Genomic DNA, 22,971 nt, shown 5'->3' on the forward strand with positions numbered 1-22,971 from the left:
GCGGCGCTGCTGCGCAGGCTGCGCGAGGACGAGGAGGAGCTCGTCTACGCGCCCGGATTCGAGCGGGTCCTCGAACAGCCCCTGGCGGGAGCCCTCGCGGTTCCCCGGGCGGCCCGTCTGATCGTCACCGAGGGGAACTACCTGCTGCTGTGCGAGGACGGCTGGGCGCGGGCCCGTGCGCAGCTCGACGAGGTGTGGTTCTGCGAGCCCGACGAGGCGGACCGTGTCCGACGGCTGGTCGCGCGCCACGAGGAGTTCGGGAAGGACCACGACACGGCGGTGGCCTGGGTGCTGGGGACGGATCAGCGCAACGCCGAGCTGGTCGCCGAGACCCGGGACCGCGCCGACCTCGTCGTCGGACCGGCGGTCGTCGGAACGGGGGCGGGCGGACCGGCCGGTCAGTGAGGGCGGATCCCTGCTTCGGGCTCCCCGTGCGCGTCGCCCCGCGGATCGCCGATCCAGGCGGTGAACTCCTCGGTGCGGAAGGCCGGCCGGGCCGACGAGCCGGCGAACGTGGGGGCGTAGGGGCCGCCGGGTCCGTAGCGGACGGCGAAGACGTGCAGGCCGTCCGGGCCGTCAGGGGCGGGGTCCGCTTCGAGGGCCGTGGAGGAGACGAGATGGCGCCAGCCCTCGTCCGGGTTGCCGTGGACGCGGGGGTCGGCGGCGAGCGCGAAGGCCGCCTGCTCCTGGGTGGAGTCCGACCGTGCGTCGAAGTGGTCCGCGCCCGTCGAGCGCGGGTGCGTCAGCCGCAGGCCGCCGGCGGACATCACGCGTGCCTCGGCGGTCCGGCGCACCCGCTCCCCGTCGTCCGCGGCGTACGGCAGCCCGGCGAGCAGATACGGGCTGCCCGGCAGGCGTTCCACGGCGACCGTCGTCCACAGCCGGGTGCCGTCGGTGACGTACAGGGACCGGACGTGGCGCAGAACGCGGTCGGGGCCGACGACGGGCTTGGTGACGAGTTTGGCGGTCAGCGGACCGGCGCGCAGATCACGGACGCGGACCTCGCCCACGGGACGGCAGTACAGAAAGCCCTCGGCGACCGGGCCGAAGCCGTGCTGCCGGTTCACCGCGGCGGGCAGGCAGTACGTGCCGGCGGCCTCCACCAGAGCGGGCGTCATCCGGTCGTCGAAGGCCACCGAGACGGTGCCCGAACGGAGTTGGTGCCGTAGCGGGCCCTTCGAGGGGAGGCGGTGCCAGGGTGAGCGGTCCTGGATCTGCCAGACCAGCATGAACGCGAAGTGGCCGTCGACGCCGCCGTCGCGGTGGGCCGCGTGCCGGCCCCAGCGGGTGTCGCCACGATAGCGGCCGAGGTCGGCGCCGACGCGACGGCCGAAGTAGCGCAGCCCGAGGACGGCCTCGAAACCGCAGTGCTGTTCGCTGTACCGGGGGCCTCCCACGTCGAACCCGCCGACCGTCAGCCGTGCGTCGATGTACCGGGCGAGCGTCTCGCCGTCCTCGGCGAACACGTCCTCGCCGCTGACGCGGTGGGCCTGCGCGAGGAAGGACAGGGAGATGGGCCCGTAGTTGTTGTCGTACGCGCCGCGGTGCTCGGGCGGCAGCAGAGCGCCCCGGTCCCGTACGCGGTGGGCGCGGATCTCCTCCTCGTACAGCCGCATGGCCCGTGCGCGCACGGATTCGGCCTGCCCTGCGGGGAGTTGCCCGGCGAGCATCAGACCGCCGACGACACAGGCGATCGCCTGGTTGGCTGCCTCCTGCGGGTTGAAGAAGGTCACCTCGGTCAGCCGGCGCCAGTAGCCGTGGGCCAACTCGACCAGCTCACCGCGCTGTTCGGCGTCGAGGATGCCGTCCCCGGCGTCCAGGAGGTTCAGTGCCTGGAGCAGCGCCCACACCGTACTGGGCCAGTCCCCCAGCGGGTGCGCGCCCGCCTCCGGTACGTAACGGGCGTACGGCTCGCCCGAGTCACGGCGGCGCAGGTTCGGATATCCGGGGTTGTCCTCGGTGGGCACGCGTTCGCGCAGGTGGAAGGCGAGGCTGCGGCGGACGGCCTCGGGCAGGCGGGCGTCCCCGGAGCGCTGCCAGGCGAGGGCCAGCAGGGAGGTGATCCCCAGCGAGGTGTCCCCGACGTCCTCGCGGGCGGCGGGGTGTTCGAGGTTCCCCTCGGGCGTGATCCGGGCGAGCGCCTGTTCGGCGACGGCGGCGAGGACGGCGTCGTAGGCGGCCGGATCGTCGGGGAGGTCGTGCAACGCGCCCCGCTGGTAGGGAAGATGCACGGCAGATCAGTCCCTCGCGCCGGAGGTCGCCCCGTCGCGGCCAGGATCGCGCGGGCGCCGGGTGGGCGGGTGAGCGCGACCGGGAGCGGAGGTGTCGGCCTCACGAACAACGCGGTCTCCGGGAGCGGGCGTCCGCCTTACGGGCGTCGCGGTGTCCGGCAGGACGGGGAGGGGGTGGCCGGGGCGGAGGGAGCGACCGTCACCGCGCCGGCCGCCCCGGCCGTCTCAGCGGGCCGCGGTCCTGGATTCCAGGCCGGCCCGGGTGTCGTTGCCGTAGACACCGGACTCGTCGCCCCGGATGCCGTACCAGAGCTGGAAGCGGGCCACGGCCGCCGTGAGCGCGGCGTCGTAGGTGCCGCTGGTGCTGCCGTGGTCGTACACGTCCGGGATGCGGAGCAGGCGCTGCTGAAGGTCGGTCACCTCGGGTCCGCTGTCCCCCTGCCGGAGCGTGCCGGCGCCGTCCGGGTCGGAAGCACGGTCGGCCGGTGCCGTCGGGGAATGCTCCCCGGCCGCCCCGGACGCGTCACCCTGAGCCGCGCCCGGCACCAGGAGGGCGAGGGCGAAGCCGGTGAGACCCGCCGCCGCGACGGCGAGCGCGATCGCGGCACGGCGCAGCCCCGGACCGCGCGCCGGTCCGTGAGCGCCTCCGGGTCTCTTCTCCTGAGGGCGTACGTCACCGGCGGGTGTTCCCTCGGCCGCCTGGGCCCCGTACGCCGGCGGAGTGTCGGCGGTGTAGTCCTCGCCTCCCGGGACCGGGGGCAGTTCCTCGGTCTCGTCCTCCTCCATGACGGGCAGGAGCCGTACGAGGGGCGTCGGCGCGGAGACCGGTGCGAAGCCGTCGTCCGCGTCGTCGGTCATCCCCTCCTTCTCACGCACCTGCCGGAGCAGCTCCGCCAGGGACTCGGAGCGGCGGCGGCGCTCGATGTGCGTGGGTTCGATCACGGAGCGCCCGGTGGACCCCCCGCGTTCGGGCCGTGTCGACACACTGCTCTCCTTCCGTGCACGCGGTCTCCCGCCGTCCCTGTGCAGTGATACGCGGGCGCGGGCCGGGACGTTCACCGCGCGCCGGACCTCGGTGACCGCCTCCGGCCCCGTCTCTTGGCCGATTCATGAACCGAATTGGCCGATCCATGGACCGAGTTGGCGGAAGGTTGACCCGTTCCCTGGAGATCGCTGACGGAGGCGTCAATATCGTCGGCCGCATGCCCCCACAACCTCCGAGATCACCGGCGTTGCCGGTCCTCCCCTATCGCAAACCCACACGCGACCGGGACTACTGGGTCTTCGACGACGTGCTGCCCGACCCCGACGCCGTACGGGCCCGGTGCGTCGGCCGGGACGACTGGGCCAAGGGCCACCCGTACACCTCGGAGAGCTGGCCGGGCCTGCGGACGATGCCGGGTCTGGAGCCCGGCGAACTGGCCCGCGTGGAAAGGCTGGTGAGGAAGGCCACCGGCGCCCCGAAGCTGTGGCAGCAGTCGACCCCGTCGGGCGCCACGCTCAACCACAACTGCGTCCAGGTCGTCGGCAAGGACGAGGGCGAGCCCCGCCCCCACACGGATTCCCGCGCCCTGTGCCGATACGCGGCGGTGCTCTATCTGAACCCGGACGTCCCCAAGGACTGCGGAACGGCCTTCTTCCGGCAGGCTCTGCCCGGCGGCCGGCTGGGCGGCAATGTCGTCGTCGCACCGCACAACAATCTGGTCGAGGCCCTCGGTACACGTTTCGTCCCGCCGGACTCCTTCGTCGAGGACATCCGCGTCCCGCACCGCTACAACCGGCTGCTCCTCTACAACGCCAACCTGATGCACAGCGCCACCGGCTACTGCGGGACCACCATGGAGGACAAACGGATGACCGCCGTCTTCTTCTGGATGGCCTGAGCCGGACCGGCTCCGGCCGGATCCCGGGATGGATGGTTGAAGCGTCTTCAATTACCAGGCGAAAACCGGACATTCTCAGGCGGTGGAGGGATGACATCCGCGCCAAGTTCTGGTGGCCGGGAGGTGTGCTCGTCATGATGGGCGCATGACCTTGGCCTCCAGAGCCATGACGCGACTGGCGAGCTGGCCGGACCTCGCGGAGTCCCTGCCGAGTTGCGGCACGGGGCGCGCGCTGTGCGCGGCACAGTGCGAGATCGTCCATTTCCATTCCGAACACGATGTCGACCTGCACCTCACCGACCGGGCCATCCGGCGCTTCGAGGACCACCTCAGGACCTCGACGGCCATTCGCGTGGTGCCCGGCTCCCGCTGGGTGACCATCCATCTCGAGGTCGACTCGGACATCGACCTCCTGCTGACCCTGGTGAGCGTCGCCCTTCAGGCCCACCACAACGGACACCTGGCGGGCGACGACATATTCTCGGCGACCTGCAACGACCGCTGACCGGTACACCGACAGGCCTGGACCTACATGCCCGGGCCTACACGCCTGGACCCACACACCTGGACCGGCAGGAACGCATCGAGCCCCGGCACTCGTGCGGGAACGAGTGCCGAGGCTCTCCGCACCGCGTCATCCGGGGGCGATGACGCGGCGGGCCATGGCTCGACCTCATAGTCGATCACTGCTTTTGGACTGTCAACTTCGGTGCCCGCAAGCGGAGTTCACCAGCGATCACATATCAGCCACATGGGGAACGCCATACTCCGAGGGGCGGCCCGGGCCACCCCGGGGCCGACCGGGTCGCGCGCCGGGCGAGAACAGCCAGGGAACTCAGTCCCCCCTGAGAGTGCACCGAGTGCCACCACCTCGGCTTCGATGCTAGTTTCCGACCATGAACGAGGCACCGGAGCGCCGGGAACCCGCCGACGCGACCACCGTCAAACCGCCGATGCGGGACGCCCTGGTGGGAGCCGCTTTCCAGCTCTTTCTGGAACGCGGCTACGAGGAGACCACCATCGACGACATCGTGGCCCTCGCCGGAGTCGGACGGCGTTCGTTCTTCCGCTATTTCCCGTCCAAGGAGGACGTGGTCTTCCCCGACCACGAGCGCTGTCTGGCCGACATGACGGCGTTCCTCGGCGAGGACGCCGGCACCCAGGACCCGGTGCAGCGCGTCTGCGACGCCGCCCGGCTGGTGCTGCGCATGTACGCGGAGAACCCGACGTTCTCCGTCCAGCGCTACCGCCTCACCAAGAAGGTGCCCGGACTGCGCGCGTACGAACTGTCGGTCGTCTGGCGTTACGAGCGCGCCCTCGCGGAGTATCTGCGCGGGCTGTCCGCCGGGGCCCGCGCGGACACGCTGCGCGCCGACGTCGTCGCCGCCGCCGTGGTCGCCGCACACAACAACGCCCTGCGCTCCTGGCTGCGTTCGGACGGGACCGGGGACGCCGAGGTGGCGGTCGACAAGGCTCTCGGCTACGTGCAGCGGACGTTCGGAGCCACGCCCGCCGAGCCGGCACACGAGGAAGCGGAGGGCGCGGTGGAAGCGGAGGACGTGGTGGTCGTCGTCTCGCGTCGCGGGGCGCCCATGTGGCGCGTGGTGCAGGAGATCGAATCGGCCTTCGCCCGGGACTGAGCGCGGGCCGCCTCCGGCAACTTTCTTTCATTTGAGGGTACGGAGTGCCTTTACTGGTGGCACTCAGTGCCATAACCTGTGGTCGTGCACGGCGTTCCGCGCACATCAGATTCCGGCCGAGCGCAGGGAGATGACATCGTGTACCACCCAGGAATCGCCCTTCACCCGGGCCTCAACGCGTCGACGGACGTGCTCGACGCGGGTTCCGTGGAGCGCCTCGACACCGCTGCGGCGGAACGCGCCGGGGACGTACTGCTCTTCCAGCGGTGCCACTGGTGCGCCACCGCCATGTACAACCGCCTGCTGTGTCCCGTGTGCGCGGGCAGCGACCTGCGTACGGAGGCGAGCGCGGGCACGGGCGTCGTGCGCCACTCCACGGTGATCCACCGCAACACCCCGGCCGCCCGCAACGTCTCCCTCATCGAGATGACGGAGGGCTTCACGGTCAGGGGCCGGGTCATGGGTTCGCCTGCCGCCGTCCACAGCGGCGACCGGGTCCAGCTCTCGACCGCCCAGGACCCGGTGCGCCGGCAGCCGGTGTTCCAGCTCGTCGACGGCCCGTACGGCGCCTGGAGTTGAGAACGGCGGACGGCGCTCGGCGGACGAACCGCGCCGCGAGCCTCCGCCCGCGCAGACCCGACCCCCGCCGCCGCATCCCGAGCCGCCTCGCGACGGCAGGACCCGCAGCCCGTCCGCGGCGGTGATCTTCTTTGTCGCCGGAACCTGGCATTCAGGTGATTTCGGTACGACCGAAGATTTAGTGCTCCTTAGTATCTTGTTCCGTGACAGACGGGAACAGTCAGCGGCGACCGGGCGATCGTACGACCGGTGTGGTGGTCCTCGGGGCCGGGCCGGCCGGGCTCGTGCTCGGCAACATCCTCGTGGACCACGGGATCGACTGCGTCATCCTGGAGCGGGCCGAACGCACCCACGTACAGACACGGGCACGTGCGGGGTTCCTGGCCGCCAACACCGTACGGATCCTGGACCGGCACGGTCTCGCCGAGGGGCTGCACCGGCGCGGGCGGCTCCACAGCACCTGCGAGTTCCGTACCGCGGACGGCCGGTTCCGTCTTGACTACAGCGGTCTCGGGCAGCGGGAACGGCACACCGTGTACCCCCAGCAGGAGCTGGTGACAGACCTGTTGACGCGGTTCCTGCGACGCGGCGGACACATCCGGTTCGGCACCGAGGCCGAGGCCGTGCGCGGGGCCGGCGGAGAGCGGCCCGAGGTGACCGTGCGCGAGGCCGACGGGCGGCCCGGACTGTGGCGGTCGCGGTACGTGGCCGGCTGCGACGGGCGGCACGGCGCGGCCCGGCGTTCCCTGCCGGCGGCCACGATCCGCCACCACCGCGATCACGGCGTGACGTGGCTCGGCCTGCTCGCCGAGGCACCGCCCAGTCTGGACGCCGTCGGATACGCGGTGCACGAGCGCGGGTTCGCCGGGCACATGGCCCGCACCAGCGAGGTCACCCGCTACTACCTGCAGTGCGAACGCGGCACCCGGGCCGACGCCTGGTCCGAGGAGCGGATCTGGGACGAGCTGGCGCTGCGCATGCGGGCGCGGGACTACGGCCCGCTGCGCCGCGGGCGCGTCGTACAGCGTTCCGTCGTCGGCCTGGAGTCGGACGTGCTCGAACCGCTGCGCCACGGCGCGCTGTTCCTCGTGGGCGACGCCGCCGCCCTGATCAGCCCGTCCGCCGCGAAGGGCGCCAATCTCGCGGTCCTCGGAGCGTCGGTCCTGGCCCACGCCCTGATCGACGACCTCACCACCGGTGACTCCGAGGGCCTCGACTCCTACTCGGCACGGTGTCTGACGCACATCTGGCGTGCGCAGGAGTTCTCGCACTGGATGATCGGGCTGCTGCACGGCCCGTCCGGCGCGGACGGCGAGTCGCTGTTCCACAACTCCCTGCGCCGCTCCCGCCTCACCTCGCTGCGCACCTCACGCAGCCACCAGGACTGGTTCGCCGAGCACTACGTCGGCGTCTAGCCGTCAAGCCCCCGCTCCCCCTCGTACATCCGTACGCGTACGTCCGAACCCCGGAATGAGGATCCCTCCCCAGTGATCACGGCATTGTCGGGCGAAACGTCCCGCCTGCGCGCGACGGTCGACTTCGTCAAGCAACAGGACACCGCCACACTGCTCCCGCTCCTGCTTCCCGGGCTCGACGGCCCGGAGCTGCGGAGCATGGTGGAGCGCTGCGCCTTCTCGCATGCGGCACTGCTCGTCCTCCCGCCCGACGAGGCGGCGCTGAGAGCCACGCTCGCCGACTGCGGGCTCGTCACGGACGCGCCGCCGCGGCCCAGCGTCGTCGTGCGCGAGCGTCTCGCCGTACGGCACAAGCGGTCCGCGGCGCAGCTCGACGTCGGTGTCCTGCGCCCCGCGGTGGAGTGCCTGGACGGGGTCCGGCGTGTGGTCGAGGTGTTCACCCTGACCGTGCCACCGGGGTCGGACCTCGAAGCGGTCGCCGCGCACGAGCGGGAGCGGCAGCACGAGGCCCATGTCGCCTTCGAGGTCGCGGAACCGGACCCGTTGGTGCTGCGCGGCCTGTGCGCGGCCTTCGGGCGGTACGGCGCCACCCCCGACGGCGGCGGCTACAACCCGCACGAGAACGGCACGGTCTTCTACTTCGGCGCGCCCGCCGAGGCCAAGGCCGGTTACCGGCGCGTGGAGTTGTACGTCCCGGGCGACCACCGCGACGTCCTCGCCGCCCACCTCGACACATGCCGTGAGCGGCAGCCCGCCGAAACCCTGCTGCGCCTGCTGACCGGGGCATGGACGACACAGGCCCTGGCCGCCTTCGCGCGGCTGGAGGTGGCCGACGCGATGGACGAGGAGCGGGGCATCGGCCTGACGGAACTGGCACGGGACGTCGGCGCCTTCGAGCCGAACCTGGCCACCCTGTTGCGCTACCTCGCGATGCTCGGCGTGGTGCGCGAGGACCGCGACGGTTTCCGGCTCACGGGCACCGGCGGGCTGCTCCGCTCGGACGCCGAGGGGTCGATGCGGCCACTGGCGCTGATGTACGGGGGGCCGTTCTACGAGTCCTTCGCCGGGCTCGAACACACCGTGCGCACCGGACAGGTGGCCTTCGAGCGGCGTTTCGGGGAGAACCACTTCGACCACTTCGCCCGCGATCCCGAACTCGCCGACCTCTTCGACCGGTCCATGGCCGCCGGTTCACGGATGTTCGACCCTCTGCCCGCCCACCCGGTCCTGCTGGCGGCGGCCGACGGGGCCACCGTCGTCGACATCGCGGGCGGCAACGGCGAACTGCTCGGCCGAATCCTTTCCGCGCATCCTCGCCTGCACGGCCTCCTGCTGGAGCGCCCGCACACCGTCGAGGCCGCCCGCCGGCTCCTCGGCGCGGCCGGCCACACGGCGCGGTGCACCTTCCGGGCGGGCGACTTCGCGGACGTACCCGCGGGCGGCGACGTCTACCTCCTGTCCCGCATCCTGCACGACTGGGACGACGACCGCTGCCGCGAGATCCTGCGCCACTGCGCTCGCGCGATGCACGACAACGCCGATCTGCTCGTCGTCGAGCGGGTCCTGCCCGCCGACGGCTCGGCCTCGCTGGCCACGGCCTGGGACCTGCACATGATGTGCAACGTCGGTGGCCGCGAACGTCGCGCCGACCACTACGCCCGGCTCTTCGCCGACGCGGGCCTCACCCTGGTGGGCCGGACCCCGCTGCCCCTGGACGGCAGCGTGCTGCACGTCCGCAGGACCGGAGCGGCGGACACGGCGTCCCGGCCCCGGGTGCACTGACCCACGGGGTCGCCGACGCGGCTGGACGAACCGGCGTACGAGGCCGGTTCGTTCAGCCGCCGGCCGGGGACGGTCAGCCGTAGCTGATGTCGGACGTCGCGTACTTGCAGTAGGTGCCGTCGGGGCCGCTGCCGTTCGTGGTCGGCTCGGCGCCGGTGTTGTTGCCCTTGTACTTCTGGCAGGGGACGATCTTCTTGCCGCTGTCCCCGACGATCCTGATGGACCTGAGGGTCGCGCTGTCGCCGTAGTTGGTGTTGATGCCGACGAGCTTGCTTCCCTTGTAGGTCGCCTCGATGGCGCTGAGGTTGATGGTCCGCTTGTACTGCGTCCTGCAGTTGCCGCAGGACCGGACGAACGTGCCGAAGGTCTGCACGGCGAAGTTCGACACGTTCAGCGTTCCGGCGCCGTTGAACTGGAACACCTTGTCACTGGCCTCCTTCGCGCCGCCGCCGCTGACGGTGTAGACGTTGGAGGACGAGGAGCCGAGGAACGTCGCCGCGTCCTCGCCGACGTCCTCCCACCAGACGTTCTGCAGGGTGCAACTGCCCAGGCAGTGGATGCCGTCCGCCGCGGGCGAGCCGATGATGACGTTCTTCAGGACGGCTCCCGCGGCCAGTTCCAGGATCGGCCCCTGGTCCTCGTCCTGGCTGCCCGTGCCCAGGTCGCCCGTGCCGTAGAGGCGCTTCATCCCGTAGTCCTTGGTTCCGGAGACCGAGATGGTGGAGGAGACGGCCTGGCTGCCGGTCGCGGTGGGCCAGGTGGCGGCGCTCGCCGGTGTCAGGGCGCCGTCGGCCATCACCATGGCGGCCGAGAGGCCGAGTGCGGCGAGGGTGCCGGTGAGGGCGCGCCGCCTGGCGCGCGGACGTGCTGATGACGTCATGTCCCGATGCCTTCTTCCCGTGGGGTGGTGAAGCGGGGTCGTGAAGTGGGTTTGGTGGGGGTGCGGTTCGAGGGTGCGGTCGGCGGAGCGGGATGCCGGCCGGACTCCCGTGGGGCGGCCGGCCGAGGTGCCCGAAGGCGGCGCGTCAGAGCTTTCCGGTGCCCGCGCCGGACGTCACCGAGGCGACGACGGTCGAGGCCGGCTCGGCGGTGTAGCCGTAGGGCGGCTTCGTGAACGTGCCGACCCGCGAGATCTCGGTCGCGGCTCCACCGAGGTCGTTGCCGCTGAGGTTGACGTAGCCGTCCACGTCGCTGTCGCGGTTCGTGGTGACGGCGACCGCCGTGCTCCGGAAGACGTTGTTCTCGACGAGCATCTGGGCGCCCATGCGGGAGTGCACCGCGGTGTCGGCGCCGACGACGTAGTTGTCGTAGAAGTGCCCGGTGCCGAAACGCAGGCTGGGGATGCGGGAGTTGACGTTGTTGAACCAGTTGTGGTGGTACGTCACCCGCAAGTGCCCGGTGTCCTCGCTCGCGTTGTTGTCGCTGTGGCCGACGAGCGAGCCCTTGTAGTGGTCCTTGAACGTGTTCCAGGAGACGGTGACGTAGTCGGAGGCGTGGGTGATGTCGACCAGGCCGTCGTAGTAGTCCTTGCCGTGGTCGCGGTCGGACGAGAAGGCGTTGTGGTCGATCCACACCTTCGTCGAGGCCTGCACGGTGATCCCGTCGGCGGGCGCGACCGGCTTGCTGATGTTCAGGTTGCGGACGACGACGTTGGTGACCTTCTTCAGGCGCAGTCCGCCGCCGGTGAACCCGGACGCCGAACCGACGCCGAGGACCGTGGTGTTGGAGCCGATGTCGACCTGCCCGCTGAGCGAGATCAGGCCGCTGACCTTCACGACCTTGGCCGTGTCACCGGTGACGGCGGTCTTGAAGGCGGCGAGTGTCGTGACGGTGACGGCGGTCGCGCTGCCGCCGCCGGTGGTCCCGGCACCGAAGCCGACCGGCGCGGTCTCGGCCGCTCCGGCCGACTGGGGCAGCACGAGTGCCGTGGTGACCGCCAGGGCGACGGCCCCGGTCGTCAGCAGGGCCGGACGGGGGCGCCGGCGTGGGGGGCGTGTACGCATGCGGGTGTGTCCCTTCAGAGGCGACTCTGGACATGTACACGGATGTCGTACTCGTATCTGAACAGCATGGAGAGTGTGACGCGACGTTCATGGACCGAACGCGAGCTTGGATGGTGCGACTTGCCCAGGTGGTGCGGCTCGGAGAGCTGAAGTCTCGTATACGAGATGTCACACACGGGTCACGCTGTTGAACGGGAACGTAAACGGTAAGCGCTTTCTAGTCAACGTCTCCCGCAGTACACATCCGGCCAACTCCCGCGGCGGCCGGGCACCCACGCCACCGTGGAAGGCGGGCGGGCATGCGAAAGGGAGGGCGCTCTCGGCGCCCTCCCTGGACACAGCACACGGCTCGAAAGCCGTCCTCACGACGGAGACGTCACGGGGACAGGGTGATCCGGATACCGACCGTGCCGCTCTCGCCGCGGCGCAGGCGGCTGCCGAACAGGGTGAGGCGGCCCACCAGCCCGTACTTGCGGGCGAGGAGCTTGCGGTAGCGGGCCGTCTCCGCCGCGTCGACGATCTCGGCCGTGGCGGGGACCGGCTCCCCCGTCGGCCTGCCGCGCACGTCGCACGGACCGACCAGGACGTCGGCCCGGTTGCGGATGCGCTTCACCTTCCAGCTCTCCGCGACGGTCCAGGCACACAGCGCCGCGCCGTCCCGCACCACCCACACGGGCGTGGCGACCCCCGTACCGTTCTTGCGATAGCTGGTGATCAGCAGGTACTTGCCCGATCCGAGCGTGTCCAGCGAGGCCTCGTCCATGGCCGAAGTGTAAGGGCGCGGGTGCGCGGCCCCGCCGGTACCCGAGCCGTCCGGGTCAGGACAGCTCGCCGTCGTAGTCCGGCAGCTTGAACGTGCGCTCCGCGTGGCCGCCGACCAGGTCGGTGGTGTTGTTGCCGACGTTGGCGATGATCGTGTACCCGCGGGCCTCGATCTCCGCGCGCTTGCCGGTCTTGTAGGCGCCGACCTCGTCGAAGAGGTCGGGCAGATCACGCACGTAGAGCCCGTCGACCGGGTAGCCGGCGCACTTCAGGTTCCACTTCGTCTCACTGGCGATGATGCCCGGGCGGGCGGTCACGAAGAAGACGGCCACGCCCCGGGAGTGGGCGTAGCGGGCGAGTGCCAGCGAGGCCTTGACCGCCGGGGTGGGCAGCTCGTACCAGGGGTGGAAGTCCGTCTCCAGCGCGGTGTTGTCGATGTCGAAGACGACCGCGAGCTTCTGCCCGCCGGCGTTCGCCGTGCGCTGCTCGACGTACGGCACCGCCTGGTCGATGACGGCCTGGACATCGCTCTGCCAGGTGGCGTAGTCGACACCGGCCGTCGCGGAGACGCTCGCGACCGCCTGGGCCGGGGCCGCGACGGCGGAACCGGCCGCGCCGACCGTCCCCCCGATCCCGAGTGCCACGACCGCCGACACCGCACCTATCCGCCGCACCACACCACGTCGCGTCATGCCTGTCCCCTTTTCACATCTGTCGGTCGGAGTGCGCGAGTTGGTCGAACCCACGCCTCGGAACGGCGACAGTTTCTGGGACCGTCGCCGCGGCGGAAATGATCCTGGCAGCGCGTGTACGGAGAAGGAAGAGGTAGTTACTGATCGGTAGAGATCGTGTTGCACGCGCTTCGGGGTACGCGGCGGTGCAGTGGCACACGTCCGCGACCCGTGTGAGCCTGGGCTCGCGGCTGGCACCAGTGGAGAGAGGCTGCTCTGATGCAAGGACCGAACATCGTCATCGTGGGCGCGGGTTTCGCGGGAGTCGAGGCTGCCAGAAGCCTGGAACGGACACTCACCCCCGGCGAGGCCCGGGTCACCCTGATCAGCCCCACGGCCTATCAGCTCTACCTGCCGCTGCTGCCCCATGTCGCCGCCGGTGTGGTCACACCGCAGTCCGTCGCGCCCTCGCTGCGCCGGATCCTGCGCCGCACCGCGCTGGTGCCGGGCGGAGTGATCGGCGTCGATCCCGAGGCCAAGGTCTGCGTCGTCCGGAAGATCACCGGGGACCTCGTCGACCTGCGCTACGACTACCTGGTGCTCACTCCGGGAAGCGTGACCCGCACCTTCGACATCCCCGGGCTGGCGGAGGAGGCGCGCGGCATGAAGACGCTCGCCCAGGCCGTGTATCTGCGCGACCATGTGATCGCCCAACTCGACCTGGCGGCGGCCACACCGGACCAGGACGAGCAGGCCGCGCGGCTCCAGTTCGTGGTGGTCGGCGGCGGATACGCGGGCACCGAGACGGCGGCCTGCCTCCAGCGTCTGACCACCGCGGCGGCACGGCGCTACCACCCCCGCCTCGACCCGGACCTCATCAAGTGGCACCTGGTCGACGTCGCTCCGAAGCTGCTTCCCGAGCTCGGGGACAAACTGGGGGCGGACGCGCTGCGGACGCTCAGCGAACGCGGCGTGCGGATCTCGCTGGGCACCTCGGTCGCCTCGGTCACCAAGGACGAGATCACCCTCACCGACGGGCGGGTGCTGCCGTCGCGGACGCTGGTGTGGACCGCGGGCGTCGCGGCGAGTCCGCTGGTCGACTCGCTGGGCGCGGAGACCCTGCGCGGACGGCTCGTCACCGAACCCGACTTCAGGGTGCGGGGCCTCGACGGGGTGTTCGCGCTGGGCGACGCCGCGGCGGTGCCCGACCTGGCCAAGGGCGACGGCTCTCCCTGCCCGCCCACCGCCCAGCACGCGGCCCGGCAGGGCCGGCACGCGGCCAAGGTCCTGGCGGCGACGCTGCGCGGTGAGCCCACCCTGCCGTACCGGCACAGGGACCTCGGTCTGGTCGTCGACCTCGGCGGCCACGACGCCGTGTCCAAGCCGCTCGGCATCGGCCTCAGGGGCGCGCCCGCGCAGCTCGTGGCCCGCGGATACCACCTGTACGCCCTGCGGACGGGCGCCGCCCGGTTCCGTACGGGTGCCAACTGGCTCCTCAACGCCGTGGCGGGCGACGACTTCGTCCGCACCGGGTTCCTCGCGGACCGCGAGGGGACCCTGCGGGAGTTCGAGCGTACGGACGTGTATCTGAGCCGGGACGAGGTGACCGCCCGGACCCGCGCCGACGCCTGAATCCGGCCGAACGGTCCCGTGCGCCGCGGCTGCCCCGACGGCCCCGTTCCGTCCGGGGCGGCCGCATCGGTCGTTCGTGCTCCGGCCTGCCGACATCCGCCGGGATACGGCGACTTCGGCGCGCCGGGGCCATGGCCGGGAGACGGGACCGGCACCGCGCACAGTCCTGAAGCGGCCGTTCCCGACGCGAATCGGCCACCTCCTCGACAGCTCCGGACGGCGGTGAACAACCGGGCCGGGGCGCACGTATGAGGGGAGGGCCCTCGACCGGGGCCTTCGGCGGCGGTGACGCCGCTCCGTACGGTTTCGGGAGCCCACGCATGAGGCACGCACGACGACGGATCGTCCAACGGGGGGCGCGACTCGCGGCCGTCGGCGGGCTGCTCTGCGGGGGGTTCATGGTGACGCGCGCCATGGCGAGCGAACCGTCCGACGCGTCGGGCACGGCGAGTTCGGCGCGGACCGCGGCGGACACGGGTGCCGGTCTCGTGTCCCGACTGGGCACCTCGCGGACCGCCGGCAACTGGATAGCCGCCGACGGGCGTCCCGTCGTGGCGGTCACCGATGCCGACGCGGCGGACGCGGTGAAGCGGGCGGGTGCCCGCCCGAAGGTCGTGACGCACAGCATGCAGGACCTCAAGTCCGCTACACAGAAGCTGAGTTCGGCACCCCGGGTGCCGGGAACCGCGTGGGCGGTGGACTACACGAAGAACGAGGTGGTGGTCCAGGCCGACAGCACGGTCTCCGCCACCGACTGGTCGCGCATGACGAAGCTGGCCGACGGCATCGGCGACTCGGTGCGGATGCGGCGGACCCAGGGCACGTTCACCACGCGGGTGAACGGCGCTCAGGCGATCTTCTCGACCGGCGGACGCTGCTCTGCGGGCTTCAACGTGACCAGCCCTCAAGGCGAGTTCATCCTCACGGCCGGACACTGCGGCCCCGAGGGGTCGGTCTGGTTCTCCGACAACACGGGCCGCCAGCAGGAGGGCCGCACGGTCACGACGGCCTTCCCCGGCAGTGACTTCTCACTGATCCAGTACGACAACGGCCGGCAGCCCTCGGACGCGAGCAACGTCGTGGCCATCGGCGGCGGCAACGGCGTACGGATCACCGGAGCCGCCGATCCGGCCGTGGGCCAGCGGGTCTTCCGCAGCGGCAGCACCAGCGGACTCCACGACGGCAAGGTGACCGCGCTCAACGCGACGGTCAACTACCCGGAGGGCACGGTCACCGGGCTGGTCGAGACCACGGTGTGTGCCGAACCGGGCGACAGCGGCGGCCCGTTGTTCTCCGAGGGCATCGCCCTCGGAGTGACCTCGGGCGGCAACGGGGACTGCAAGAGCGGCGGTACGACGTTCTTCCAGCCCGTCACCAAGGCGCTGACGGCCCTGGGGGTGACGCTCGCGGGTCAGCCCGCGCAGGGTGCCGCCGGTGGTGCGGCCCAGCCGTCCGTCGCCCCGTCGGCGTCGGCGATGGCCTCGCAGGGAGGAGCGCCGGGTGCGGCGGCTCCGGGCGCGGTGGAGGCGGTGGGCGAGAGCGGGGCGGCCCGGACGTTCATCTCCGCGCTCACCGACCCGAACAATGTCGGTCCTGGTCTGCTCGTCATCGGGGGAAGCGTCATCGCGTTCGTGGCGACCCGCTTCATCCGTACCGAGCAGGACCGCAACGCCTACCGGCGTCAGTATTCGCAGAGCTGGGGCTGAGAGGTTCGGACCCGGAGCCGGGAGGCCGGGTCCGGGTCGTCGGAATCCGGGGCCGAGGTTCGAGGCGATGGCTCCCCTGGAACGGGGAGCCCTGCCGGACGCGGAAGGTCAGGCGGCCCGGGTCGCCGAGGACGACGGGGTGGCCTTCGCCCACTCGAGGACCAGGCGCTGATACTCGCGCCGCTCGTCCATGTTCAGCGACCCACCGGCCCGGAACCAGAGAGCCCGGATCTCCTCGTTGACTTCGGCAGCGGATCGCTGAGTGTCGTTGTCAAGAGTGGTGCACATGCCGTGAAGCATACGGCCCTTGACGTGAAGATGATGTGAGTAAAGGCCCACCGGGCGACATAACGGACCGTGAAGCTCGTCACTCACGTGCCGGGCTTGCGGCCGTACACGTAGACGTCGTCACCGTTCTTGAGCAGCGACCAGTACTTCTTGGCCGTCGTCGGGGTCATGTTGACGCAGCCGTGGGAGCCGGGCGGGTTCCACATGCTGAGGCCCACCGAGTGGAAGGCCTGACCGCCGTCGAAGAACTGGCTGTACGGCATGGCCACGTTGTAGATGGTCGAGACGTGGTCGATGTCACGCCAGTAGATCTTCTTCAGACCGGTGCGGGTCTCGTAGCCGTCCCTGCCGGTGCGGACCGGGAGCGGCCCGTAGACCAGCCGGCTGCCGTCCTGGATCCAGCTGAGCTGGAGCGTGAGGTTGACGCAGGCGATCCGGCCCTTGTTGACCGGGCACTTGCCGTCCCGGTTGGGGTTGGTCCCCACGGCCTTCTGCTTGTTCATGAGATCCATCACGCCCCAGGTGACGGGGCCCGCGTACCCGATGTTCGGGGTGATGCCGTGCTTGTTCTGGAAGGCCTGGATCGCCTTGCAGTCGGCGGCGGACTGCCGGCCGTCCACGGGCCGCCCGAGGAACTTCTCCACCTGCTTCTGGTACGGCCCGGCGGCCGTCGTACAGCTCGCGGCCTGCGCGGGTGTCGCGCCCAGCGCGAGGGTGAGCGGCGCCACCAGTCCCGTGAGCCCGAGCGCGACAGCTCCCCGCCTGCGAATGTCCCCCATGGCGGACCTTTCCTGTTGTGTCCATCGTTCTGTCTGCACTGCTAGACAGCCCTAGAGGGTATTGCGTTGTACGGCCGGCCCCATAGGCACAGAACAGTGACATTCCTCGCTGTGACGGCTCCGGTTCCCCGTTCCCCGGTGACGTGCAGGCGCCCCGGGCCCGCCCGGCACCGCTGGACGCCCGCCGCGGACCGGTCCGCTTTCCCCGAAGTGGACCGCTCTTTCGAGGGACGTTGCTCATAGGCTGCCGTCATGCACTCGGCTCTCTCCGACGACCTCGACCGTCTCCCCGAACTCCTCCAGTCCGCCCGGGACTTCGCCGTCCAGGAGGTGAGCGGCCTCGACAGCCGTCCCGTCGCACGGCTCGGGAAGGCGCCCGTCCCCGATCCGCTCCCGGCCGAGGGCGCCGGTGCCGAGGGCGCCCTGGCCCGGTTCGCCGGACACTGGGCACCCGGGTTCTCCGGCTCCGCCGGCCCGCGCTACCTGGGATTCGTCACCGGCGGCGCGACGCCCGCCTCACTCACCGGGGACTGGCTGACCAGCGCCTACGACCAGAACGTCTCGGGTGCCGCCGGATCCTTCGCGAGCGCGCTGGAGCACGAGACGCTGGGTTGGCTGCGCGAGCTGTTCGGGCTCGGCGAGGAACACCACGGGGCGTTCGTGAGCGGCGCGACGGTCTCGAACACGGTCGGGCTCGCCATCGCGCGGGAGTGGCTCGGCGAGCGCCGGGGTGTGTCGGTCGCGGACGAGGGAGCGGGCGCGCTGGGCCCGGTGGACGTGCTGTCGGGCAGCCCCCACTCGAGTGTCACCAAGGCCCTGTCGGTACTCGGCCTCGGGCGGAACAGCCTGCACCGGGTGCCGGTGCTGCCCGGCAACCGCGAGGCCGTGGACGTGGAGCGCCTCGATGCCGCGCTCGGCGCGCTGGACGGGCGTCCGGCCGTCGTCGTGGCGAACGCCGGGACGGTGAACACGGTCGACTTCGACGATCTGCGGGCCGTCGCCGCGCTCAGGGAACGTCATGACTTCTGGCTGCACGTCGACGCGGCGTTCGGCGGGTTCGCCGCGCTGTCGCCCGAGCACTCCGCGCTGGTGGCCGGCCTGGACGAAGCCGACTCCGTCTGTGTCGACCTGCACAAGTGGCTCAACGTCCCCTACGACGCGGCCGTCCAGTTCACCCGTCGGCGAGACCTCCAGGTCCGGGTCTTCCACAACGCCTCGCCCTACCTCGGACTCCCCGGCGCCGACCCCGACTTTCTGCACCTGACGCCGGAGAACTCACGCCGGCTGCGCGCGCTCCCGGCCTGGTTCTCGCTCGCGGCCTACGGGCGCGAGGGGCATCGCGAGATCGTCGAGCGGAACGTCACGCTCGCCCGGCGGCTGGGCGAGCGGATCGCCGTTGTTCCCGGGCTGCGGCTGCTCGCGCCGGTGCGGCTGAACGTCGTGTGCTTCACCCTCGCCGACGACCCGACGGAGCGGCGTGTGCACGCGCTGGCCGACGCGGTCGCCGCCTCGGGCGAGGCCTTCCTGACACCGACGATCTACGACGGCACCCACGGGCTGCGTGCCGCGTTCAGCAACTGGCGTACGTCCGAGGCGGACACGGACCGGGTGTTCGCGGCCGTCGAGCGGCACTGCGCGGAGCCGCACCTGTGACGGCCCGCGCCGGGGGCGGGAGGGACTCGCGAGACGGAGCGTTCGAGGCAGCCGGCCCTGCGTCCCCCGCCCGGCCGGGAGCTTCCGGCGGCGTGCGGGGGAACGGGCCGGCTTGGGCCCGTGCTCACGTCAGGCGGGCTGCCACAGCTCGATCCGGTTGCCCTCCGGGTCGGTGACCCAGCCGAAGCGGCCGACGCCGTCCATGTCCTGGGTCTCCTCGGCCACGTCCGCTCCCCGGGCGCGCAGTTGCGCGAGCATCGCGTCCAGGTCGCCGACGCGGAAGTTGAGCATGGTCTGCTGGGTGGGGGACCCGAAGTAGTCGGTTCCGGACTCGAAGGCCGCGAACACCGTCGGCCCGGCGTCCGGGTGCCAGAGCCCGTGCTCGTCGGTGTCCAGGCCCAGGCAGTCCCGGTACCACGCGCTCAGGGCCCCCGGGTCGCCGGCCCGCAGGAAGTATCCGCCGATTCCAAGCACACGTTCCATGCGGCCATCCTGTCAGGAAGAGCGCGGGACGGACCGGCACCACACCTGTCGCCCGCCTCAGCTTCCGTCCTCGTCCCCGCCCTCTCCCCCGACCGCCTGCCGGAACCGCTTGTTGACGCCCAGCAGACCGCCGTCGACGCACAGGGTCGTGCCGGTGATCCAGGCGGCGTCATCGGAGGCGAGGAAGGCGACGGCGGCCGCGATGTCCTCCGGCTCGCCGACCCGGCCGAGCGGATACAACAGCCGGGCCGCGGAGGCGAGATCGTCCTCGCGGCCCTCCCAGGCCGTGGTGCGGATCGTGCCCGGAGCCACCAGGTTGACCCGCACGCCCCGGGCGGCGGCGTGGCCGGCGAGGGTGCGGGTGAGCGACATCAGGCCCGCCTTGGCCGCGCTGTAGGCGTGGTTGCCGAAGTCCTGGATGCCGTTGACGGAGCCGATGGTGACGATGGCCCCGCGGCCGGAGGCGACCAGGTGCGGGAGCGCGGCGCGGGCGCAGCGGTAGGCGCCGGTCAGGGTGATGTCGAGGTCGGCGGCCCAGTCCTCGTCGCTCTCGTCCTCGAAGAGCGGGGCGTCGGGGGTGCACCGGTAGGCGTTGTTGACCAGGACGTCGAGCGAGCCGAAGGCGTCCACGGCGCGGGCCACGGCGGCCTCGACCTGGTCCCGCCACCCCACGTCACAGGTGAACGCCTCGGCCCGCGAACCGAGTTCGCGCAGTGCGGCGGCGGTCTCCTCGGCCGCGGCCGGGTCCACGTCGGTGACGAGGACGTGCGCGCCTTCCGCGGCCAGGCGGTGGGCGGTGGCCGCGCCGATCCCGCGGGCCGCGCCGGTGATCAGAACCCCGTACCCCTCGAAGCGCCTCATCGCTGTCATGGCTGGGAAGGTACCTCCATGATCGTCGCAGCGACAGAGGACGGCCGGCACGTGCCGCTCGTCAGCGGTACCCCGTGGCGTCCGCGGGCTTTCCCTTGTCCTGCACCTCGACCATGTAGCGCCAGGCGTCCGGCCGGCTGCCGTCCCGGTCGGTGAAGCCGTACACCCGGGCGAGCTGTCCGCTGGAGAGGGACTGCCCGTTCCAGCGCGCGCGTTCGGGATCGGCGGCCAGGGCGGCGACGGCGCGCCCCACGTAGAACGGCGTCTCGGAGATGGCGAAGTGCGGCACGTTCGCCTCCGCGTCATGCCAGTTCTCCTCGGTGACGCCGAAGGCCTCGAGCATCATCTCGGAGCGCAGCCAGCCCGGGGTGAGAGCGACGGCGGTGGCGCCGCGCGGGCCCAGTTCGTGCCCGAGGGCGAACGCCATGCGCAGGACGGCGGACTTGGCGATGTCGTAGAAGAAGGAGACGCGGTAGGTGTCCCGGTTGTACTCCGCGGTGCCGTCGGTCATCTCGACGACCAGGCCGCCGGGACTGCGCAGCAGCAGGGGCAGCGCGTGGTGGCTGGTGATCGCGTGGGTCTCGATGGCGAGCCGGAGCATCCTGCGCCCGTTGTCGAGGTCGTGTTCCCAGACGGGCGCGTCCCACTCGAAGAGCTTCTCGCCGCCCCAGATGTCGTTGACCAGGATGTCGAGACGGCCCTGCTCGTCCGTGATCCGGTCGACGAGCGCGGCCACCTCGGCGGAGACGAGATGGTCGGTGGGGACCGCGATGCCCCGCCCGCCCGCCGCGGTGACCAGGTCCGCGGTGTCCTCGATGGTCTCCGGGCGGTCGTACTCCGAGCGCCGTTCACGGGTGCTGCGGCCGGTGACGTAGACGGTGGCGCCGGCCGCGCCCAGTTCCACGGCGATCCCGCGGCCCGCGCCCCGGGTCGCGCCCGCCACCAGCGCGACCTTTTCCCGCAGCGTGCCTTCCAAGGGCCCTGACATGTCCGACCTCCGTGTGCCGTGGCGTCCACGGGCGCTCACCCGTGTCTCGCTACGAGCCTCTCGCGGAAGCCGGACATCTTCTGTCAGGTATCCGCGTGGCGTCGTCGCCGTTCCGCCGCGCGGCGGAAACGGACGGACGTCCGGGGCGGCGACACGGCGGGGGGGGCGCCTCAGTGGCCGCGGGCGATCCACGTCTCCAGGTGCGGGGCCTCCGCTCCGATCGTGGTCGTGTCGCCGTGTCCCGTACGGACGACCGTGTCGGCGGGCAGGGTGAGCAGCCGGTCGCGGATGGACGCGACGATCGTCGGGAAGTGGGAGTAGGACCGGCCGGTCGCCCCCGGGCCGCCCTGGAAGAGGGTGTCGCCGGAGAAGAGCGTGCGCAGGCCCGGGTCGTAGAGGCACACCGCGCCGGGGGCGTGCCCGGGAGTGTGCAGCACGGTCAGATCGGTGCCCGCGGCCTCGATCACCTGACCGTCCTGGAGCCAGGCGTCGGGCATGCGGTCGGGGTGGGTGAGTTTCCACAGCGGAAGGTCGTCCGGATGGAGCCAGATGGTCGCTCCGGTGCGCTCCGCCAGGGCGGGGGCGGCGTCGATGTGGTCGTTGTGGGCGTGGGTGCACACGATCCCGCGCAGGCGGCGGTCGCCGACCGCCTTCGCGATGGCGTCGGCGTCGTGCGCGGCGTCGATCACGACGGCCTCGTGGTCGTCGCCCACGATCCAGACGTTGTTGTCGACCTCCCAGGTGCCGCCGTCGAGCTCGAACGTGCCCGAGGTGACGAGGTGTTCGATGCGCGCGGTCATCAGAACGTCACCACCGAGCGCAGCACGTCGCCGTGGTGCATCCGCTCGAAGGCCGCCTCGATGTCGTCCAGGGCGATCGTCTCGCTCACGAACGCGCCCAGGTCCAGGCGACCTTGGAGGTGCAGGTCGATCAGCATCGGGAAGTCGCGGGAGGGCAGACAGTCGCCGTACCAGGACGACTTGAGCGCGCCGCCGCGGCCGAAGACGTCGATCAGCGGGAGTTCGAGCTTCATGTCGGGGGTGGGCACGCCGACGAGGACGACGGTGCCGGCGAGGTCGCGGGCGTAGAAGGCCTGCGTGTACGTCTCGGGGCGGCCCACGGCCTCGATGACGACGTCGGCGCCGAAGCCGCCGGTGAGTTCGCGGATCGCCTCGACGGGGTCGGCCGTCCGGGAGTTGACGGTGTGCGTCGCGCCGAGCTTCTCGGCGGTCGTGAGCTTGCGGTCGTCGATGTCCACGGCGATGATCTTCGCCGCGCCCGCGAGCCGGGAGCCCGCGATCGCCGCGTCGCCGACTCCGCCGCAGCCGATGACGGCGACGGTGTCGCCGCGGCCGACGTTGCCGGTGTTGATGGCGGCCCCGATGCCGGCCATCACTCCGCAGCCGAGCAGTCCGGCGACCGCCGGGGAGACGGCCGGGTCGACCTTGGTGCACTGTCCGGCCGCGACCAGCGTCTTCTCGGCGAAGGCGCCGATGCCGAGGGCCGGGGACAGTTCGGTCCCGTCCTTGAGTGTCATCCTCTGCTTCGCGTTGTGGGTGTTGAAGCAGTACCAGGGGCGTCCGCGCAGACAGGCACGGCACTGTCC

At 71.4% G+C, this 22,971-nt stretch carries 22 protein-coding genes and 1 pseudogene; 10 read left to right on the top strand and 13 right to left on the bottom strand.

Going from position 1 to position 22,971, the window contains the following annotated elements; translation table 11 throughout:
• Window positions 1–405: pseudogene (locus tag ACWEBX_RS30000) on the top strand (nucleoside/nucleotide kinase family protein); the annotation flags it as partial.
• On the opposite strand, the gene ACWEBX_RS30005 reads toward ACWEBX_RS30000, so the two are convergent.
• Complete coding sequence (locus ACWEBX_RS30005) at window positions 399–2,231, bottom strand: hypothetical protein (RefSeq protein WP_451887929.1); 1,833 nt, start codon at window positions 2,229–2,231, stop codon at window positions 399–401. The pseudogene ACWEBX_RS30000 and the gene ACWEBX_RS30005 overlap by 7 nt on opposite strands.
• Window positions 2,232–2,456: 225 nt before the next feature.
• The gene (locus tag ACWEBX_RS30010; RefSeq protein ID WP_451887930.1) at window positions 2,457–3,215 is read right to left on the bottom strand and encodes a peptidoglycan-binding domain-containing protein; all 759 of its coding nucleotides are present in this window, start codon (window positions 3,213–3,215) and stop codon (window positions 2,457–2,459) included.
• 218 nt (window positions 3,216–3,433) lie between these two features.
• On the opposite strand from ACWEBX_RS30010, the gene ACWEBX_RS30015 reads away from it, so the two are divergent.
• The 6 genes from ACWEBX_RS30015 to ACWEBX_RS30040 all read left to right on the top strand — a co-directional run bounded on the left by ACWEBX_RS30015 (window position 3,434) and on the right by ACWEBX_RS30040 (window position 9,530).
• Window positions 3,434–4,114, top strand: a complete 681-nt coding sequence (locus ACWEBX_RS30015; RefSeq protein ID WP_451887931.1) for a DUF6445 family protein — start codon at window positions 3,434–3,436, stop codon at window positions 4,112–4,114.
• A 145-nt stretch (window positions 4,115–4,259) separates the two neighbouring features.
• Window positions 4,260–4,619: a luciferase domain-containing protein gene (locus ACWEBX_RS30020; RefSeq protein WP_451887932.1), complete on the top strand. Its 360-nt coding sequence runs from the start codon at window positions 4,260–4,262 to the stop codon at window positions 4,617–4,619.
• Window positions 4,620–5,067: 448 nt separating this feature from the next.
• The gene (locus ACWEBX_RS30025; protein WP_451887947.1) at window positions 5,068–5,754 is read left to right on the top strand and encodes a TetR family transcriptional regulator; all 687 of its coding nucleotides are present in this window, start codon (window positions 5,068–5,070) and stop codon (window positions 5,752–5,754) included.
• Between the two features lie 189 nt (window positions 5,755–5,943).
• A complete protein-coding gene (locus ACWEBX_RS30030; RefSeq protein WP_451887948.1) occupies window positions 5,944–6,333 on the top strand; it encodes a Zn-ribbon domain-containing OB-fold protein in 390 nt (129 codons plus the stop codon).
• Between the two features lie 251 nt (window positions 6,334–6,584).
• Window positions 6,585–7,748, top strand: coding sequence for a 4-hydroxybenzoate 3-monooxygenase (locus ACWEBX_RS30035; protein ID WP_451887949.1), 1,164 nt, complete (start codon window positions 6,585–6,587; stop codon window positions 7,746–7,748).
• A gap of 72 nt (window positions 7,749–7,820) precedes the next feature.
• Complete coding sequence (locus tag ACWEBX_RS30040) at window positions 7,821–9,530, top strand: methyltransferase (RefSeq protein ID WP_451887933.1); 1,710 nt, start codon at window positions 7,821–7,823, stop codon at window positions 9,528–9,530.
• 73 nt (window positions 9,531–9,603) lie between these two features.
• Here ACWEBX_RS30040 and ACWEBX_RS30045 read toward each other — a convergent pair whose 3' ends face one another.
• From ACWEBX_RS30045 to ACWEBX_RS30060, 4 genes are all read right to left on the bottom strand, one after another.
• Window positions 9,604–10,410, bottom strand: coding sequence for a pectate lyase (locus ACWEBX_RS30045; protein WP_451887934.1), 807 nt, complete (start codon window positions 10,408–10,410; stop codon window positions 9,604–9,606).
• Between the two features lie 145 nt (window positions 10,411–10,555).
• Window positions 10,556–11,533 (bottom strand): pectate lyase family protein, encoded by a 978-nt coding sequence (locus ACWEBX_RS30050; protein ID WP_451887935.1) that lies wholly within the window; start codon window positions 11,531–11,533, stop codon window positions 10,556–10,558.
• 376 nt (window positions 11,534–11,909) lie between these two features.
• Window positions 11,910–12,296: a PPOX class F420-dependent oxidoreductase gene (locus ACWEBX_RS30055; protein WP_451887936.1), complete on the bottom strand. Its 387-nt coding sequence runs from the start codon at window positions 12,294–12,296 to the stop codon at window positions 11,910–11,912.
• Window positions 12,297–12,351: 55 nt separating this feature from the next.
• Window positions 12,352–12,987 (bottom strand): HAD family acid phosphatase, encoded by a 636-nt coding sequence (locus ACWEBX_RS30060; RefSeq protein ID WP_451887937.1) that lies wholly within the window; start codon window positions 12,985–12,987, stop codon window positions 12,352–12,354.
• A 258-nt stretch (window positions 12,988–13,245) separates the two neighbouring features.
• Here ACWEBX_RS30060 and ACWEBX_RS30065 point away from each other — a divergent pair, with 258 nt between their 5' ends.
• Together ACWEBX_RS30065 and ACWEBX_RS30070 are read left to right on the top strand one after the other, a co-directional pair.
• Window positions 13,246–14,598, top strand: a complete 1,353-nt coding sequence (locus ACWEBX_RS30065) for an NAD(P)/FAD-dependent oxidoreductase (protein ID WP_451887938.1) — start codon at window positions 13,246–13,248, stop codon at window positions 14,596–14,598.
• Window positions 14,599–14,918: 320 nt separating this feature from the next.
• Window positions 14,919–16,304, top strand: coding sequence for a S1 family peptidase (locus ACWEBX_RS30070; protein WP_451887939.1), 1,386 nt, complete (start codon window positions 14,919–14,921; stop codon window positions 16,302–16,304).
• Between the two features lie 108 nt (window positions 16,305–16,412).
• On the opposite strand, the gene ACWEBX_RS30075 is transcribed toward ACWEBX_RS30070, so the two are convergent.
• Window positions 16,413–16,604 (bottom strand): hypothetical protein, encoded by a 192-nt coding sequence (locus ACWEBX_RS30075; RefSeq protein WP_355987724.1) that lies wholly within the window; start codon window positions 16,602–16,604, stop codon window positions 16,413–16,415.
• A gap of 71 nt (window positions 16,605–16,675) precedes the next feature.
• The gene (locus tag ACWEBX_RS30080; protein ID WP_451887940.1) at window positions 16,676–17,371 is read right to left on the bottom strand and encodes a L,D-transpeptidase family protein; all 696 of its coding nucleotides are present in this window, start codon (window positions 17,369–17,371) and stop codon (window positions 16,676–16,678) included.
• A 252-nt stretch (window positions 17,372–17,623) separates the two neighbouring features.
• Here ACWEBX_RS30080 and ACWEBX_RS30085 point away from each other — a divergent pair, with 252 nt between their 5' ends.
• Window positions 17,624–19,024: a pyridoxal phosphate-dependent decarboxylase family protein gene (locus ACWEBX_RS30085; RefSeq protein WP_451887941.1), complete on the top strand. Its 1,401-nt coding sequence runs from the start codon at window positions 17,624–17,626 to the stop codon at window positions 19,022–19,024.
• Window positions 19,025–19,153: 129 nt separating this feature from the next.
• Here ACWEBX_RS30085 and ACWEBX_RS30090 read toward each other — a convergent pair whose 3' ends face one another.
• The 5 genes from ACWEBX_RS30090 to ACWEBX_RS30110 form a co-directional block, all read right to left on the bottom strand.
• Window positions 19,154–19,507, bottom strand: a complete 354-nt coding sequence (locus ACWEBX_RS30090) for a VOC family protein (protein WP_451887942.1) — start codon at window positions 19,505–19,507, stop codon at window positions 19,154–19,156.
• Window positions 19,508–19,564: 57 nt separating this feature from the next.
• On the bottom strand, window positions 19,565–20,377 hold the full coding sequence (locus ACWEBX_RS30095) for an SDR family NAD(P)-dependent oxidoreductase (RefSeq protein ID WP_451887943.1): 813 nt from the start codon (window positions 20,375–20,377) through the stop codon (window positions 19,565–19,567).
• A 61-nt stretch (window positions 20,378–20,438) separates the two neighbouring features.
• Complete coding sequence (locus ACWEBX_RS30100; RefSeq protein ID WP_451887944.1) at window positions 20,439–21,365, bottom strand: SDR family oxidoreductase; 927 nt, start codon at window positions 21,363–21,365, stop codon at window positions 20,439–20,441.
• A 170-nt stretch (window positions 21,366–21,535) separates the two neighbouring features.
• Window positions 21,536–22,165 carry an MBL fold metallo-hydrolase gene (locus ACWEBX_RS30105; RefSeq protein WP_451887945.1) on the bottom strand — a complete coding sequence of 210 codons (630 nt, stop codon included), beginning with the start codon at window positions 22,163–22,165 and terminating at the stop codon, window positions 21,536–21,538.
• A partial coding sequence (locus ACWEBX_RS30110; protein ID WP_451887946.1) for an S-(hydroxymethyl)mycothiol dehydrogenase occupies window positions 22,165–22,971 on the bottom strand: 807 nt, incomplete at its 5' end. The genes ACWEBX_RS30105 and ACWEBX_RS30110, both read right to left, overlap by 1 nt.

This window comes from Streptomyces sp. NPDC005070 (assembly GCF_053600395.1).